Genomic DNA, 15,049 nt, shown 5'->3' on the forward strand with positions numbered 1-15,049 from the left:
TGGACCAATCGATTTCACCCGCCCTGATCCGCGGATCCCTTCGACCGCAAGCCACTGAAATTACCTGCGGCTCTTGGCTTCCGAACCGGGCGGACATTCGAGATACTGGAACGTTGTCACCGATCTGTGGCTTCCGGGCCTGCGGTGGGGGATTCACGAACAGAGTGGGGGAGAGATGGCAGTGTTCGGGTTCGAAGTCACTCCTGGCGCGCTACGCGCCGCGTCCGAGGCCGCGCGGCAGGCAGCGGGTGTCGTACGCGAACTGGAGGTAGGCCGGGTGGCGGAACTTGCCGCCGCGCTGCCCGGGACGGAGTCCGCTACGACCGCAGCGAAGCTCGCCCGGCACTGGAAGGCCGCCGGCAAGAAGTGGGCCAAGGGCATGGATGTCTACGCGGCCACGGCGGCCTCGGCCGCTGACACGTACCGAACGCAGGACAGAGCCGGTGCGCGGGGCATCGAGGCAGGTGGCCTGTAGTGGCTACCTGGGACGAACTCAAGCAGTGGCAGCCCGATGCGGTCGGCAAAATCGGCGACCGCCTCGCGGCGCAGAAAAAGCTCGTTGTCGATCTACAAGACGAACTCGACGATGCGCAACCGGCCCGGTGGGACGGGCCGGCCGCGGAAGCCGCCGCGTCCCGCCTTCGCATCCGTCGTCAAGAGTTGGAGGAGTTCGCCGCGAGAGTCGCTGCGGCGGTGAAGATCATCGACGACACCGAGCTGTCTGTGCGGGACCTGGTTCGCAGCGTCACAGCGACGGAGGAACTGGCCGCCAAGTACGGCTACCGGATCGAGAACGGCACCGTGGTCGAAACCTCGAACGCTGAGGGGTTCTTCACGGAGACGGCCCTGCGGATGGAGGTGCAGGCCGTCCTGGCCCGAGCCGCCACCATCGACTCCGAGCTGAACTCCGTGCTCGGCCGCGTCCTGTCCGGCGAGATCGACGACGCGGGAGCCACTACTCTCGCGGCAGCCGCCGCGGCCGGCGAAGATCGCATCGTCGACGAGCAGCGCCATCGCGATCTGCTGGCGAAGTACCAGGTCAAAACCGACGGCACGCAGATATGGCCGACCGGCCTGACCGGCTGGATCGCGGATCGGAGAGGGGTTTCCCGGGAGCGGCTCACCGAGGCCGAGATAAGAATGCTCGACGACCTGCAAATGCGTAAGGGACTCATGGGGCTCAAAGAGTTCGCCGACATTCGGCAGGACGCGCTTCATGTGGCCGGGCAGAAGTTCAACGGAATGGGCAAAACGGACGGGCACATGGACGCCTTCCGGCATGCCTACTGGAATGCGGTCATGACGCAGCGCTACGGCGAGCAGTGGACGAGAGAGTTCACCACCGCCCACGAGCGGAATCCGTCCAGCCATCAGGTCCCGGTGGCGATGGACCTGCACAACAATGAGGTGGGCCGCCAGATCGCGCGAGCCAACCCCGACGCCAGTCCCGAGCAGTTGGCGAATCTGGTCAAGCGAGCGGTCGATGACGGCAAAACGGTGGTCATCGACCGAAACGACATACTCGTACCCTCCAACGAAGTGAATCCCGGCGGCACCCGCGATACCCCGAGTTCGCCTTGGCCGACCACGAATCCGGAGCGTGCTGACGACCGCGATCCCGGCCGGCCGACGGCGAAACCGGACCAGTACTGACATGCGGCACTTGACCCTGCTTGTACTTCTCGCACTGCTGACGGGGTGCGGCGCGAACATTTCGGGAGTAACGGTGGAATTCGACGAAAAGCTCGAGACGGCGATCGTCGAGCTGGCCCGTTCCGGCGGCTCGCGACCACTCGTGGAGCTGGCCCCGGGCGACTGGACCTCGGTGCACGTGCTCACCGGACCCGCGACCGGCGCACAGATCGAACGGGAGTTGGGCCGAACCGTCGAGGTCGAGGGAGACGGCACCTACGGCGGAGACTACATCCAGGACGGCAACCTCTTGGTCTTCCAACGCGACGGCAGCATCGTCCGGATGCTGAGCCTGGGCCAACTCGCCGCGCTCGCCGAGGGGGAATACCGTCCGGATGTTGTGCTGCGGGCGCGCGCCGGCGTCATCGAGATGACGGATCCGGATGGACGACGGGCGGGCAGGTAGCTCACGGAAGCGTTGGCAGGCGGGCCTTTTGGGCACGATGTGCGAGACCCGCTGCTTACGACCGTCTCGTCGCTGATGGCAACGCATCAGCGACGAGAGTTCGCGACCGGCGCCTATTCGCCGCTCATGTGCGGCTTCGCACGTAGGTGCGGGCTGGGCTGGGCGGCGCTGTGGTGAACGAGTAGGCCGGGCTGTGGGCTAGTCGCTGTTCGAACTCCCGCACGGTGCTCGGCCACGGGTTGGTCACTCGCTCGGCGCTTTTGAACCAGCTGGCCGCGCCTTGCGGCCACACCGTGGCTGCCATGGCGGTTGTCAGCCACGCTCGATATTTCGTCATCGCCGCCTCGGAGACCTCGATCGGCGCGCCGCGCCGGGCAGCCAATCGGAGGCAGCGCACGATGTAGCGGGCCTGGACATCCTTCATCAGCGGGTTGGAGTTCGCCGGAGTGAAGCTGTGCGGGCCCGCGATCATGTACATATTCGGAAACTGTGGGACAGCCAGGCCCCAAAACGCTTGCGGGCCACCCCACTCGTCCCACACCCGGTGCAGATCGGCACCGTCGCGCCCGGTGACCGTGACGCCGCCGAAGAACTGCTGGGCCTGAAAGCCGGTGGCCCACACGATTACGTCCGCGCGCCGCTCGCGTCCGTCCACGGTGCGGATTCCCGCGGGTGTCAGGTGGTCGATGGCGTCGGTGACGAGCTCGACGTTGGGCCGCATCAGCGCGGGGTAGAAATTGCTGTCCATCAGAATGCGTTTCTCGCCGATCGCGTAGGGCGGCAACAATTTGCGCCGTAGCGCGCGGTCGGGCACCTGGCGTCGCAGTTGCCAGCGCGCCAGCCACTCGGCCGGCAGCGCGGACCAGCCGCCGCGCATGATCGGCGCGAGCACCGCGTCGCCCACATACGACAGCGCCGCGCGGTGCGCCCGATGCGCGCCCGGCACATGTTCGAGCACCCACTGCGCCACCGGTCCGAACCGAGCGGCGGGCTTGGGCAGCACCCACGCCGCGGACCGCTGGTACACCGTCACCGACCGCGCCGTGCGGGCGAGCTCCGGAAGCATCTGCGCCGCACTCGATCCGGTGCCGACCACCGCGATATCGCCGTCCATGCCGTCGGGCACCGCCCATTGCGCCCGATCCGCGGAATGGAACGCACGCCCCGAGAATTGATCGGTCCCGGGAAACTCTGGTATCCGAGGACGATGCAATTGCCCGATAGCCCAGATCACCGCGCCGGCCTGGATCGGGCCGCGCGGCGTAATCAAAGTCCAGCGGCCCGCGACCTCATCGAAAGTGGCGGCCGAAACCCCGGCGTGGGTATACAGATGGCGTTCCAAATCATGATCGCGCACGACCTGACGCATGTAATCCAAGATCGCCGCCTGGCTGGGATACCGAACCCGTGCATCCCGGAATTGATCGAAGCCGAAGCTGTAAAGATGGGAGGGCACATCGCAAGTGCATCCGGGATAGACGTTATCCCGCCATACGCCGCCTGCCCCCTCCGCTTCCTCGAGGATGACAAAATCCGATATCCCCGCGTCTTTCAGCCGTTTGGCCATGGTTACCCCGGCGAACCCAGCGCCCACGATCGCGACCGCGTACGTCGCTGTTGACGAGCGAGCAGATGACATCGAACGGACTCCTCAGCATGGTCGAAGAAGGTGGGTTCAAAACACAAAGAGCGCTGCATGAAGTCCACGCAATTAGCGTGAATGGCAACGGAACTTTAAACCACACCTGTCGGTAGCGTCGGATCGCCACACCCAGCCGAAGGTTTCATTTGATTCGTCGATCAGTCGCCGCGACGTTTCCGGAGAATGAGTTGTTGCCAATGCATTAAATGCGGTGCCACGCAATCCCCGTGCGACGCGAGCGGTTACCCGCGGACGGCACGCAATGCCTCGGGGGTCAGATCTTTCAGGCTCAGGTACCCGTCCACCGCCATGATCAGGTCGGCCTGCACTCGGTCGCCGATGTCCTGCGCTTCGAAACCTGGCTTGCCCCAGCACATCCCGAGCTGGTCGTCACGCTGCGGCACGACAAACTGCTGGGCCGGGTCCTCGATCCGCAGGGTCGTTCCATCGCCGTGGTCGCCCCCGATATCTGGAGCGACCCCGGCGGTCGGTCCGCTCGAGTCAGCGGCGGCTGAGTTCCCGGCCGTGCGCCGGTTGCCGCAGTCCCCAATCGGCGGACCCGCGGTTGCGGACCTCGTCGGTGGTCGGCCAGTGCGTGGACGGCTCGCGCGGCGCGCGGTCCAGACGTATGTCGCGGGTGCTGCGCTCGTCGATCTCGGCGAAACCGACCAGGATGACCAGCATCATCAGCACCAGGGTGATGGTGACGATGAGCGGGGTGAGCAACTGGGTGGGTTCGACGCCGCTGTCCGGAGTCACGGCGGCGTGCTGGGTGCTGTGCGTGGCGTGCATGGCATACATTCCGGTGTAATGCATTCCGCACACGGCCAGGCCCATGATGGTCGCCGCGCCGAGGGTGGCGAACAGGCCGCGCACGTGCAGCATGAACCACAGCGCGGCGGTCGCGGCGACCACCGCGATGACGATCGACAGCGCTACCGTGCCGGTCGAATACTCCATCTCCACGCCGGTCTTCATGGCGAACATGCCCAGGTAGTGCATGGCGGCTACACCGAGCCCGGTGATCGCGCCGCCGACCGGGAGCGCGATGATCTCGCGTCCGCCGCGGACCACGATGGACAGCCCGATCCACACGAACACGATCGCGATGGCGGCGCTGAGCAGCGTCAGCGGGACGTCGTAGCGGATCGTGGCGCCGGGAATGGCGAAGCCGAGCATGGCGGTGAAGTGCATGACCCAGATGCCCGCGCCGCCGAGCGAGACCGCGGCCGCGGCGAGCCAGCCGACCGGCCATTCGGCCAGCCTTGCGTGGGAGGTACAGCGCAGTCCGAGCAATGAGCCGAGAACAGAGATGCAGAAGGCCACGACGGGCGTGACCAATCCGTAGCTGAAGTGATCGAGTTGCATTGGTGCTCCGTTGTTTTCAGCCGAGCAGATGGGCCGGGGTCGCGGTCGCGCAAACCTTGTAGACGAAGTTCTGCCGCAATTCGTGATAGGGCGAACCGGGTGCGAAGTTCTCGCTCATCCGCGCGAGTTCCTCGGCGCGGTACGCGGAAAGGGGTTTGACGGCCTCGTCGGCCGCGAGGCGGCGCTTCTTCTCGACTACGCGGTCCGCCAGTTCCGGCGAATCGGCCAGCGCCGTGGCTTCGGTGCGCACCCAGGCCCAGAACGCCGCCGGGCTGCCGGGGATCACCTGATCCACCAGGCCCAGCGCGTGGGCGGCGCGGGCGCCGACCGGAAGCGTCTGCTGGGTCAGGCGTTCGGCGGTCGCGGCGCCGACCCGGCGCGGCAACGTGTAGGTCCAGTACTCCGAGCCGTACAGGCCCATCAGCTGGTAATGCGGGTTGACCACGGCGGATTCGCGGCACCACACCTCGTCGGCGGCCAGCGCCAGCATGATGCCGCCGGCCGCGGCGTTGCCGGGCAGCGCGGCGATCACCACCTTGTCGGTCGTGGTGAGGATGGCCTCGACCAGATCGTCCATCGCGTTGATATTGCGCCACGATTCCGCGCCCGGATCGGCGGCGGCCTCGATTACGTTCAGGTGGATGCCATTGGAGAAGAAGTCCCGTTCGGGGCCCAGGACCAGCACGTTGATCGGACGGGTGCGGGCCTGCTCGTAGGCGTAGAGCAGGCGGCGGCACTGATCGGTGCTCATCGCGCCACCGGCGAAGGCGAATTCCAGGTAGCCGACCGAATCCCGTTCGCGGTAGCGGATTTCCGACCAGGTGTCACGGGTCGCGGCCACGGCGGGGGAGACCGGCACCTCCGGCACCGCGGGCAGCAATTCGCCGAGGACATCGGTCGCGGGCTGTTTGAAGGTCGGTGGGCCGCCCGGGGTGCGCCGGGCGCGCAGCTGCGGCAGCCACACCGCGCCGTCGACGGTGGCCCGGCAGATGGCGCCGTCGCGGGTGGCGAGCACGGTGCCGGGCACGCCGCGCAACTGGTCCTCGTTGTGCCCGCCGTGCAGGAAGAATTCGTGGCCGAACAGTTCGTCGAGGACGCCCGGCTGCGAGTCGGCGGCGCGCAGTTTGCGCAGTACGGTGGCGGTGTTGTCGGCGGTCCAGTCGATGCTCCGGTACGGCTGGGCATGGTAGGGCCGCAACCGGCCCCGCACGTCCGGCCGGGCGTAATCCAAAGGCTCCGGGGTGAATTCGCCGCTCTCGAACCGCTCCACCGCCAGCAGCACCGCGGCCAGCGCGGCATCGGCGACCTCATTGCGGTACAGCGAGCTCTTGCCGACCGCGGTCACCGGGAACGGCACCGAAGCCCAGATCGGGCCGGCGTCCATTTCGGCGACCGCCTGCAGCACGGTCACACCCCAGGTCCGCGCGCCCTCGCTGATCGCCCAGTCCAGCGAAGAGGGACCCCGGTCGCCCTTGGGGCCGGGATGCAGGATGAGCACGGTGTGCTCGGTCCAGATATCTTCCGGGATCGCCTTGGTCAGCATCGGCGCGAGGATCAGCTCCGGCTGGAAGCGCGCGACCCCGGCGCGCAGCGGTTCGTCGCCTAATGCCAGCTCGACGCCGACCTGATGGCCACGGGCTCGTAATTCGGTGTGGACGCGCTGCGTGAGGCTGTTGAACGCGCTGGCGACCAGCAGGATGCGCAAGGTTTACTCCATCAGGCGGATATCTGCGACATGGCGGTGCGTCCCGGTTGTCCGGTTCGGCACCAAGGGAAGTTAGCCGTAACCCTGCCGTCATGCACCTTGGTCGCTTGACCTGGCGGCGGTGGCGCACCGCGATTGCGCCGCTCGAAGACGCTGGTCCGCACGGCTTTTCGTGCGGCGCGGCGCACAGTGATAGCGACTGGCTAATGTGTTCTTTAAAACAAGTTGATTGAAATTCGGATCCTCTGGGTAATCGATTCGCTTCGAAATCCCCGCCTCGAGAGTTGCCCGGCGAGTGTGCTGAGGCGTAGGACGGAGTCACGCAGCACAGCTGCGGCCGGTCCCCGATCGTGCCCGGCCTGCTTCGATCGCAGGACAGGCGGACCCCGGAATCGCTACTGTCCGAAGATATTCCGGGGCAGTCGGATGAGGGTCGCCCCGGTTCTGCTCGATGTCAGGAGAACGCAGTGAGATTCACAAGAGCTGGTGCGTTGATCGGGGCGGTGCTACTGGCCACAAGCCTGGGGCTGTCCGCGTGCGGAACGGATGACGGCGCCGACGAGGGCATCGTCACCACCAATGGTGGCGAGCCGCAGAATCCCCTGGTGCCCGGAAACACCAATGAGAACATGGGCGGCCGCGTCGTCGACCGGCTGTTCGCGGGCCTGAAGTATTACGACGCCGACGGCCAGGCGCACGACGAGATGGCCGAGAAGATCGAGACCACCGACCGGAAGAACTACAAGATCACCATCAAGCCGGATTGGAAGTTCACCGACGGCACCACGGTCAAGGCGAAGAACTTCGTCGACGCGTGGAACTACACCGCACTCGGCAGCAACGCCCAGCTGCAGAGTTACGTGTTCACGCCGATTCTCGGATTCGACGAGGTGTCGGCCGAAAAGCCCACCGCGCAGACGATGAAGGGGCTGAAGGTCATCGACGATCGGACCTTCACGGTGGAATTGCAGTTCCCCTCCATCGATTTCGAGATCGGTCTGGGTTACTCGCCGTTCTACCCGCTGCCGGACGCCGCGTTCAAGGACATGAAGGCCTTCGGCGAGGCCCCGATCGGCAACGGCCCCTACAAGTTCAAGACCTGGGAACACAACGTCAAGATCGATCTGGAGCCGAATCCGGACTACCGGGGCGGCCGCCCGGCCAAGAACAAGGGCCTGCGGTTCGTGCACTATCAAACCTTCGAAACGGCCTACGCCGACCTGCAGGCCGGCAACCTGGACACTCTCGACACCATCCCGTCGAGTGCCATCGCCACGTATAAGAACGATCTCGGCGATCGGGCGATCACCAAGCCGACCGCGCAGAACCAGCACATCGGCGTCCAGTCGAATGTTCCCCATTTCGCCGGGGAGGAAGGCGTGCTGCGCCGCAAGGCGATTTCGATGGCGATCAACCGGGAGCAGATCTGCGACAAGATCTTCCACGGCACCCGTAATCCGGCCCGCGATTTCACCGCCAGCACCCTGCCCGGGTTCAACGGCAATCTGCCCGGCGCGGAGGTGCTGAAGTACAACCCGGACGAGGCCAAGAAGCTGTGGGCCCAGGCCGACGCCATCGCACCCTGGTCGGGACGCTACGAGATCGCCTACAACTCCGACGGTGGCCACCAGGAATGGATCGAAGCCGTCGCCAACAGTGTGAAGAACGTGCTGGGCATCGAAGCGGTCGGCACACCGTATCCGACGTTCAAGGACATTCGCGGGCTGATCACCGGCCGCACCATCGGCAAGGCGTTCCGCTACGGCTGGCAGGGTGACTACCCGACGATGCTGCAGTTCCTCACCGCGAATTACTACAGCCACTCGGGCACCAACAATGTCGATTACAAGAGCCCCGAGTTCGACAAGCTGCTCGATGCCGCACTGGCGGCCGCGTCGCTGGACGAGTCCTACAAGATCATCGCCGAAGCCCAGGCGCTGATGCTCCGGGACATGGTCGATATCCCGATTCTCGACTACGTGGCCAATGCCGGCCGGTCGGACAAGGTGAAGAAGGCCGAACTCTCCTGGAACGGTCTGTTCGACTTCGAGGGAATCGAGAAGTAGGTCGCTCGGACGAGGGGGACTTCCGTACGGAGGTCCCCCTCGGCCGATTACGACCAAGGCAGGCCGGGCAGCAGCTTCATGGCACCGGAATCCGCGGGCCGAGTTCCGGGTTGTCGGTGACCCGGGGGTCGGCGTAGGGCTGCTTGCCCAGCTGCTGTGCGGCCTGCGCGGCCAGCAGATCGGCCACTTCGTCCTTCAGATCGCCGTCGTCGCCGAGATCGATGTCAACATAATCGGTTTCGATGCCGCGCTCCCGATACGCGTGCACCTCGCCGCCCGCGATAACGCCCGAGATATTGCGGAAAGCGGTGGAATTCGGGTCGTCCCAGTACTTTCCGTGGCCCGCCGAGCCGAACACCACCTCCTGCTCACCGTCGCCGTCGTAATCGCCGTAATAGCCGGTGTCCAAGCGGGTGACGCCCGGCATCGTGTCCGGATCGGTGCCCTGCGGATGACCACCGTGCGGATTGCTTTCCGGGATGCCCGGCAGATCGAGCCAGGACGGGAGCCCGGTGTCGCGGGGCGCGGATTGGGCTGCGCCGATCAAGTCGCCGGGGGCTGTCATGGAGTAGCGCCGTACATCCGGATTCGGGTTCTGCCATGCCTTGTCTTCCACGCCCGTGCCGGCCGAGGAGGCGTGCAGGATGCGGTCGGCGCGCAGGCCCTGCTGTTCCGCGGTGCCGACGATCGACCCGCCGTAGGAATGCCCGACATAGGTGACCGGGGTGCCCGGCGACCGCTGCGCGACCTCGCGATCGACCTCCTTGCCGAACTCGACCAGCTTCGGGGCCATATCCTCGGCGTACTTCGGGTTCATCGCGCCGGACGGACCGAGATCCCGCGGGAAATCGCCCGCCATATAGAGGAATACCGGCCCGTTGGTCTGATCGGCCAGATGCCACGCGGCCGCCTGGTTGGACGCGGACCCGTCCAGGTTTGTCGAGGTGCCGGGCACGTAGACGCCGACTCCCGTTGTGCGGTCGGTGAATTCACCGACCATCTCGATCATGTGACCGGCGCCCTCATCGGCCCGGAACATGATGAACTTCCGGTCCAGCCGGGCATCGTCGGCGGCACCGACACCGGCGGCGCGCACCGATTCGAGGGCCGGATTCTGGTCCGACTCCGACCCGGTCTTCAGTACCGTGTCGGTCTTGGCCGGGTCATCGATCGGCTCGAGCAAGCCGGTCAGGCGCCGCACCCGATCCTGATCCGGATGTGGTTTGTGTTTCTCCTGTTGGATGGCGTTGCGGATATTGATCTCATTGGCGGCGATCCGGATCGGGAACGGAACGCCGTTCAGGTTGCCCATCACCTCCGGGTTCGCGACCACCAGCGCCCGGATATCGGCCGCGCTCAGCTGTGCCAGCGCGGCCGCGCGCTGGTCGGGGGTCAGCGCCGCCAACTGGGTGACGACGTCGTCGGGATCACGCGAAGTGCCCTGGAATACGATGTCGCGGCGGCCATCCCGGATCGCGGCGAGATCGGCCTGGATGGCACGCAGCCGTGCGCCGTAGGTGTTGTCGATCCGTTCGACCTCGTCGAGCCCGGTGAGGATATTCAGCTGGAACACACCGGCTTCGGTGTGCTCGCCGTCCGGATGGGTGACGTAGCCGGTGTCGTCGACCGTGCAGCCCGCGGCCTGTGCGGCCGTCCGCTGCGCCAGCACGTAGTGCCGGGCCGTCTCGAACTCCCGGTGCGTGTCCTCGGCTTCGTCGGCGAACTGGACCAGCAGTCCGCGCACCTCGTGCGCGTGATCGATCTCCTCGTTCGTCCGCTGCCAGGCCGCGTCCCTGGTCTGGCCACGCCACTCCCGCGCCGCGTCCATCGCGCGCGACGAATCGGTGAGCGAGTCGTAGAGCGCCACCGCGTTCGCGTTCGCCACCATGGCCGCCTGACGCAGGCCCGCGAGGTCCCACCCCGCGAGCTGCGCGATGGTCGGCCGCATCAGCGCGCCGCCAATTTCCCGAACTCCGTTGCGATTTCGGCATCCCGCTCGGCGATCTCGCCCGCGAATCTGTCCACCAGATCGGCCATGGTGGTGAACCTGCCCGCGATGGACGCCACCGCTTGCCGCGCCGGATCCGCACTGTCGCGCACCGCCGCCAGTACCGCACTGCCCTCGCCGCCGACTTCGGACAACGCCGACCACGCGAGCCCGGTGAGATCCCCGGCCTCCCGCCGCCAGATACCGGAAATGTTCGTCAACTGCTCGGGCCGCACCCCGAACCGATCCTCGTCGCCCACATCTCTCCCTGTGTCGTTCGTCCAGCACAGTGCGTTCACTGACTTCGACGCGGCGTCGGCACGATCGGTTCCCTGTTCCGGCGGCGAAGTTCCGGCGACCCGCGCTAGGCGGTGAGTCGCGCGGTCAAGGCGCGGGCGTCCCGGGGAGCCATGACTTTCGCGTCATTGTCGAAGTAGACGTAGACGTCGCCGTGCCGCACCCAGTCGCGAATCTTGCCCGCCCACATGTCCAGGCCCTCGTCGGTGTAGCCGCTGACGTACAGCTCTTCGTGGCCGTGCAGACGGATGTAGGTGAAGTCGGCGGTGACGTCCTCGAGCATCGGATACTTGCCCGCGGTGTCGGCGATGACCAGCGCGATGCCGAATTCCCGGAGCAGGTCCGGGAATTCGCGGGTGACGAAACTGGGGTGACGGATTTCCAGGGCGTGCCGGAGCGGGCGATCGGCGTCGGTGCTCAGCCACGGGTCCGCCACCCGGTCGTCGTGCCGGTTCGCGATCTCCACCGCCTCGGTGGTGCTGCGGGGCAGGCGGGCGAAGAAGTCGGCGAGCAGCGCGGCGTCGAAGGCGAAATTCGGCGGCAGTTGCCACAGGAACGGACCCAGCTTCGGGCCCAGTGCGAGCACGCCGGAGGCGAGGAAGTTCGACAGCAGGGTGTCGCCGTCGCGCAGCCGCTTCATATGGGTGATGAAGCGACTGCCCTTCACCGCGAACACGAAATCGTCCGGGGTCTGCGCGGCCCACTTCTGATAGCTGGCCGGCTTCTGCAGCGCGTAGAACGAGCCGTTGATCTCTACCGTGCCGAATTGTTCTGCCAGATAAGCCAATTCGCTGCGCTGGGGCAGCCCCTTCGGATAGAAGACGCCCCGCCATGGCGGGTACAGCCAGCCCGAGGTGCCGATGCGGATCTCGCCCATCCGACCATAGTGGCAGCTACCGCGGCGCGCGGGCCGCCGAAACGCGGCCGACGAGCCAGGCGACCAGCCCCGCCGCCAGGAACGACAGCAGCGACGCGCTCATCCAGGCCTGCTTGGTGAAACCCAAGGCCTCCTGCACGTTTACCCAGAAACGCGTCCACATGCCCGCGGCGCCGGGGTTGATCAGCTGGTACACGGACAGACCCACCAGCCAGGCGAAGACCATGCCCCAGCGCGAGGGCGCGTCCTCGGCGGTGTTCCAGGAACCTTTGGCGCGCAGGAAGAAATCGGCCACCAGCACGCCCAGCAGTGGTACGAAGACCGAGCCGATCAGGCCGAGGAACCCGAAGTAGTCGTCCATCCGCAACCACAGCGCGAGCACCGTGATCAGCACGCCGAGCCCGATCGACAGGACGCGCCGGTCGATGCGCGGCCACAGGTTCTGGATCGAGACGGCCGTGGAGTAGACGTTGGCGAAGGACTGATCCGCCTCGCGCAGCACCAGGATGAAGAAGAAGAACCCGCCCAGCGTGACGTGCAGGAACGGTCCGTAGGTGCCGCTGTCACCGGTGGCCAGGGCCAGCGCGAGCAGGCCCAGGATGTAGGCGACGATCTGGGTCAGCGCGTAGGAGCCGCTGGCCGCACCGAACGCCGCCCGGCTGCTCTTGGAGTGGCGGGTGTAGTCGGCGGCCACCGGCATCCAGGAGATCGAGACCGCCAGGGCGGCATCGGTGGCGATCCAGAACAGGCTCCAGTCGACTCCGAACGGGCCGTTGCCCTTCGGGCCCGGGTTGATGGTCAGGTCGGGGATGCCCGCCCGGAAGAACTGGAGGTAGAACCAGGCCAGCGCGACGACCACGCCGATGGTGACGAACCGGCGCAGCATGCGCACCGAGCCGAGCGGCCAGATCGTCAGCACCGTGGTGATCAGGCCCGCCGCCACCACATAGAGCCAGCGCGGACCGCCGCCGAAAAGTTCCTCCGCCGCGCTGCCGATGACGATCAACTCGAAGGTGCCCCAGCCGATCAGCTGCGCGATATTCAGGATCGTCGGCAAATAGCTGAGTTTCGCGCCGAACAGCCCGCGCAGCAGCACCATCGCCGGCTTGCCGGTGCGCGCGCCGGGGACCGCCGCCAGCCCGAGCATGAGCCCGCCGAGCACGGTCCCGATGATCATCGCGACGATGCCCGCGGCGATGGACAGCTGCAACGCGTGGTCGGAATCGGGGGCCAGCACCGTGTAGGCGCCGGAGAAGGCGAACAGGCTGACGCCGAGATTGGCCCAGAAGGCGCTCTGGTCCCAGAACGACAGCACCTTGGGTGCGGGCTGGTCGAGGGTGAGCGGCGCTTCGTGCGCCGCGGATGGATCAGACATACTTCGAGCACTTTCCCTACGTCGGCATTACCCGGACAGGTTCGCGCGGTCGGCGGAGCTGATACCGCCCTCTCAGCCCGGCCGTGCCCGAGCTCCCGCAGTGGAATGGTTCGGCCGAATAGTACACGTGACCATCTCAGTGGTGGGATGTCTCGTTCTGCCTGCTCACCAGGGGTGTGGATGCTTGTGGATAGATCTTGTGCGGATCGCTGAACGGTAGGCTGCGATAGTGCTGCCGGGGTGGAGGATTCGCCGAACCCGGGGCGTGCGAGAGGGGGGCGAGCGCGGTGCGAGCATTCTGCGGAGCGGTCGGTGCGCGATGGCGGCGGTGGTCGCGGTGGCGGCGGGCGGGGGCGATCGCCGGACTGATCCTCGGTCTGGCGGTCACGACGGTGGCCGCGTCGGCCGTCGCGTTGCGGTTGGAATACGCGGGCGATCCGCCCCCGGACGCGCGGACCCGGGGACGCGACGCGGTGTGGCTGGGCCACGCCTGGGTCGACGGCCGCAAGACCGATGCCGATATCGCCGCACTGGCGACGCTACTGTCCGGCACCGGCGTCAAAGATCTGTTCGTGCACACCGGTCCGTTCGCCCGCGACGGCAGCGTGCCGGACGAGCTCCATCCGCGGGCCCGCTGGTTCGTCGACGCGGTACACCGAAGCCTGCCCGGAATTCGCGTGCAGTCCTGGCTCGGCCAGCTCGTCGAACCGGAATTCGACGATCTCGACATGGCCGTTCCGGCCACCCGAGCCCAGATCACCGCGTCCGCGGTCAAGGTGCTGGATCTCGGATTCGACGGCGTGCACCTGGATCTGGAGCCGGTCCGTTCCGGTTCCGGCGACTTCCTCTCGATCGTGGACCAGGTCGGGGCGGTCACGAGGGGACGTGCCGTGCCGCTGTCGGTCTCGGCCCCGCAGATCGATCCGCTGCCCGGTCTGCACTCGGTCGGCATCGCGCTGCGTGAGCACGGAAAGTGGTGGTCGCAAGCCTATTTCGCGGAGGTGGCGCGCCGCGTCGATCAGGTCGCGCTGATGTCCTATGACACCGCGATGCCCACGGAATCGCTGTACGGCGGTTACGTCGCTCAGCAGACCGCACTGGCGCTGGCGGTCACTCCCGCCCAGGTCGACCTGCTCATGGGCGCACCGGCGTTCTGGGCCGACGACATCGCGCATCATGGCGCGGCGGAAACCGTGCCTGCGGCCATTCGCGGCATTCGCCTGGGATTGGGACGTGAGGACCGGCACCGGCAAACCTTCGGCGTCGCCCTGTACGTCGATTTCGCTGCCACCCCAGAGGATTGGGCCGCTTACCGTCGGGACTGGTGCTAGCTGTCCCTGCGCACCGACCCTCACCCGGTCCGCTCAGTGCGGCCGGGTGACGCCGGGGCGTCGTCCGCGCGGTACTTCCTGTCCTGACCTGGGATTGTGGTCGCTACGAATCGACACGACCAGACTGTCCCGCAGGGTCACTGACCGTCGTTATCCGGTGACTCGGGGGTATGCGGCTCCTGCCCCCGCGCCTTCCGCTTCAGGACGACTACGCCCACCAGCACTGCGATACCGATGATCACAAGTAGCTCCATATGCGCTGGATACCCGGAATCGGGGCTTGCAATCAGTACCCGGGTACCG

General features: G+C 66.6%; 13 protein-coding genes and 1 riboswitch. Of the genes, 6 read left to right on the forward strand and 7 right to left on the reverse strand.

Annotated elements, in window-relative coordinates; translation table 11 throughout:
* Positions 1-175: 175 nt before the first annotated feature.
* The 3 genes from BJ987_RS10225 to BJ987_RS10235 all read left to right on the forward strand — a co-directional run bounded on the left by BJ987_RS10225 (position 176) and on the right by BJ987_RS10235 (position 2,098).
* Positions 176-475, forward strand: a complete 300-nt coding sequence (locus tag BJ987_RS10225) for a hypothetical protein (protein ID WP_209887362.1) — start codon at positions 176-178, stop codon at positions 473-475.
* On the forward strand, positions 475-1,653 hold the full coding sequence (locus BJ987_RS10230; protein ID WP_209887365.1) for a DUF6973 domain-containing protein: 1,179 nt from the start codon (positions 475-477) through the stop codon (positions 1,651-1,653). Before BJ987_RS10225 ends, BJ987_RS10230 begins: the two co-directional genes overlap by 1 nt.
* A 73-nt stretch (positions 1,654-1,726) precedes the next feature.
* Positions 1,727-2,098 (forward strand): hypothetical protein, encoded by a 372-nt coding sequence (locus tag BJ987_RS10235; protein WP_209887368.1) that lies wholly within the window; start codon positions 1,727-1,729, stop codon positions 2,096-2,098.
* A gap of 124 nt (positions 2,099-2,222) precedes the next feature.
* Here the strand turns inward: BJ987_RS10235 and BJ987_RS10240 are convergent, their stop codons facing one another.
* A complete protein-coding gene (locus tag BJ987_RS10240; RefSeq protein WP_209887371.1) occupies positions 2,223-3,737 on the reverse strand; it encodes a flavin-containing monooxygenase in 1,515 nt (504 codons plus the stop codon).
* Positions 3,738-3,967: 230 nt separating this feature from the next.
* On the opposite strand from BJ987_RS10240, the gene BJ987_RS10245 reads away from it, so the two are divergent.
* The gene (locus tag BJ987_RS10245) at positions 3,968-4,255 is read left to right on the forward strand and encodes a hypothetical protein (RefSeq protein ID WP_209899737.1); all 288 of its coding nucleotides are present in this window, start codon (positions 3,968-3,970) and stop codon (positions 4,253-4,255) included.
* On the opposite strand, the gene BJ987_RS10250 is transcribed toward BJ987_RS10245, so the two are convergent.
* Both BJ987_RS10250 and BJ987_RS10255 read right to left on the reverse strand, forming a co-directional pair.
* Positions 4,242-5,108 (reverse strand): MHYT domain-containing protein, encoded by an 867-nt coding sequence (locus BJ987_RS10250; protein ID WP_209887374.1) that lies wholly within the window; start codon positions 5,106-5,108, stop codon positions 4,242-4,244. The two genes, BJ987_RS10245 and BJ987_RS10250, sit on opposite strands and share 14 nt — an antisense overlap.
* Positions 5,109-5,124: 16 nt before the next feature.
* Entirely contained in the window at positions 5,125-6,813 is a 1,689-nt protein-coding gene (locus BJ987_RS10255) for a hydrogenase maturation protein (RefSeq protein ID WP_245365891.1), read from the reverse strand.
* 467 nt (positions 6,814-7,280) lie between these two features.
* Here BJ987_RS10255 and BJ987_RS10260 point away from each other — a divergent pair, with 467 nt between their 5' ends.
* Positions 7,281-8,879: a peptide ABC transporter substrate-binding protein gene (locus BJ987_RS10260; RefSeq protein WP_307869561.1), complete on the forward strand. Its 1,599-nt coding sequence runs from the start codon at positions 7,281-7,283 to the stop codon at positions 8,877-8,879.
* Between the two features lie 76 nt (positions 8,880-8,955).
* Here BJ987_RS10260 and BJ987_RS10265 read toward each other — a convergent pair whose 3' ends face one another.
* The 4 genes from BJ987_RS10265 to BJ987_RS10280 form a co-directional block, all read right to left on the reverse strand.
* Positions 8,956-10,827: an alpha/beta hydrolase gene (locus BJ987_RS10265; protein ID WP_209887378.1), complete on the reverse strand. Its 1,872-nt coding sequence runs from the start codon at positions 10,825-10,827 to the stop codon at positions 8,956-8,958.
* Positions 10,827-11,126 (reverse strand): hypothetical protein, encoded by a 300-nt coding sequence (locus BJ987_RS10270; protein WP_209887381.1) that lies wholly within the window; start codon positions 11,124-11,126, stop codon positions 10,827-10,829. Before BJ987_RS10270 ends, BJ987_RS10265 begins: the two co-directional genes overlap by 1 nt.
* Before the next feature lie 104 nt (positions 11,127-11,230).
* Complete coding sequence (locus tag BJ987_RS10275; protein ID WP_209887384.1) at positions 11,231-12,040, reverse strand: DUF72 domain-containing protein; 810 nt, start codon at positions 12,038-12,040, stop codon at positions 11,231-11,233.
* A 16-nt stretch (positions 12,041-12,056) separates the two neighbouring features.
* Positions 12,057-13,415 (reverse strand): purine-cytosine permease family protein, encoded by a 1,359-nt coding sequence (locus BJ987_RS10280; RefSeq protein WP_209887386.1) that lies wholly within the window; start codon positions 13,413-13,415, stop codon positions 12,057-12,059.
* Positions 13,411-13,524, reverse strand: a riboswitch (TPP riboswitch). Its footprint overlaps the gene before it by 5 nt.
* A 178-nt stretch (positions 13,525-13,702) precedes the next feature.
* Here BJ987_RS10280 and BJ987_RS10285 point away from each other — a divergent pair.
* On the forward strand, positions 13,703-14,746 hold the full coding sequence (locus BJ987_RS10285; protein ID WP_209887389.1) for a glycoside hydrolase family 18 protein: 1,044 nt from the start codon (positions 13,703-13,705) through the stop codon (positions 14,744-14,746).
* Positions 14,747-15,049: the final 303 nt, after the last annotated feature.

The organism is Nocardia goodfellowii (assembly GCF_017875645.1).
Lineage (GTDB): Bacteria > Actinomycetota > Actinomycetes > Mycobacteriales > Mycobacteriaceae > Nocardia > Nocardia goodfellowii.

Excerpts from the sequence above, each read along its gene's own strand:
- BJ987_RS10265 (WP_209887378.1), bottom strand. The coding sequence starts at position 10,827 with ATGCGGCCGACCATCGCGCAGCTCGCGGGGTGGGACCTCGCGGGCCTG.
- BJ987_RS10240 (WP_209887371.1), bottom strand. The coding sequence starts at position 3,737 with ATGTCATCTGCTCGCTCGTCAACAGCGACGTACGCGGTCGCGATCGTG.
- BJ987_RS10280 (WP_209887386.1), bottom strand. The coding sequence starts at position 13,415 with ATGTCTGATCCATCCGCGGCGCACGAAGCGCCGCTCACCCTCGACCAG.
- BJ987_RS10225 (WP_209887362.1), top strand. The coding sequence starts at position 176 with ATGGCAGTGTTCGGGTTCGAAGTCACTCCTGGCGCGCTACGCGCCGCG.
- BJ987_RS10250 (WP_209887374.1), bottom strand. The coding sequence starts at position 5,108 with ATGCAACTCGATCACTTCAGCTACGGATTGGTCACGCCCGTCGTGGCC.
- BJ987_RS10275 (WP_209887384.1), bottom strand. The coding sequence starts at position 12,040 with ATGGGCGAGATCCGCATCGGCACCTCGGGCTGGCTGTACCCGCCATGG.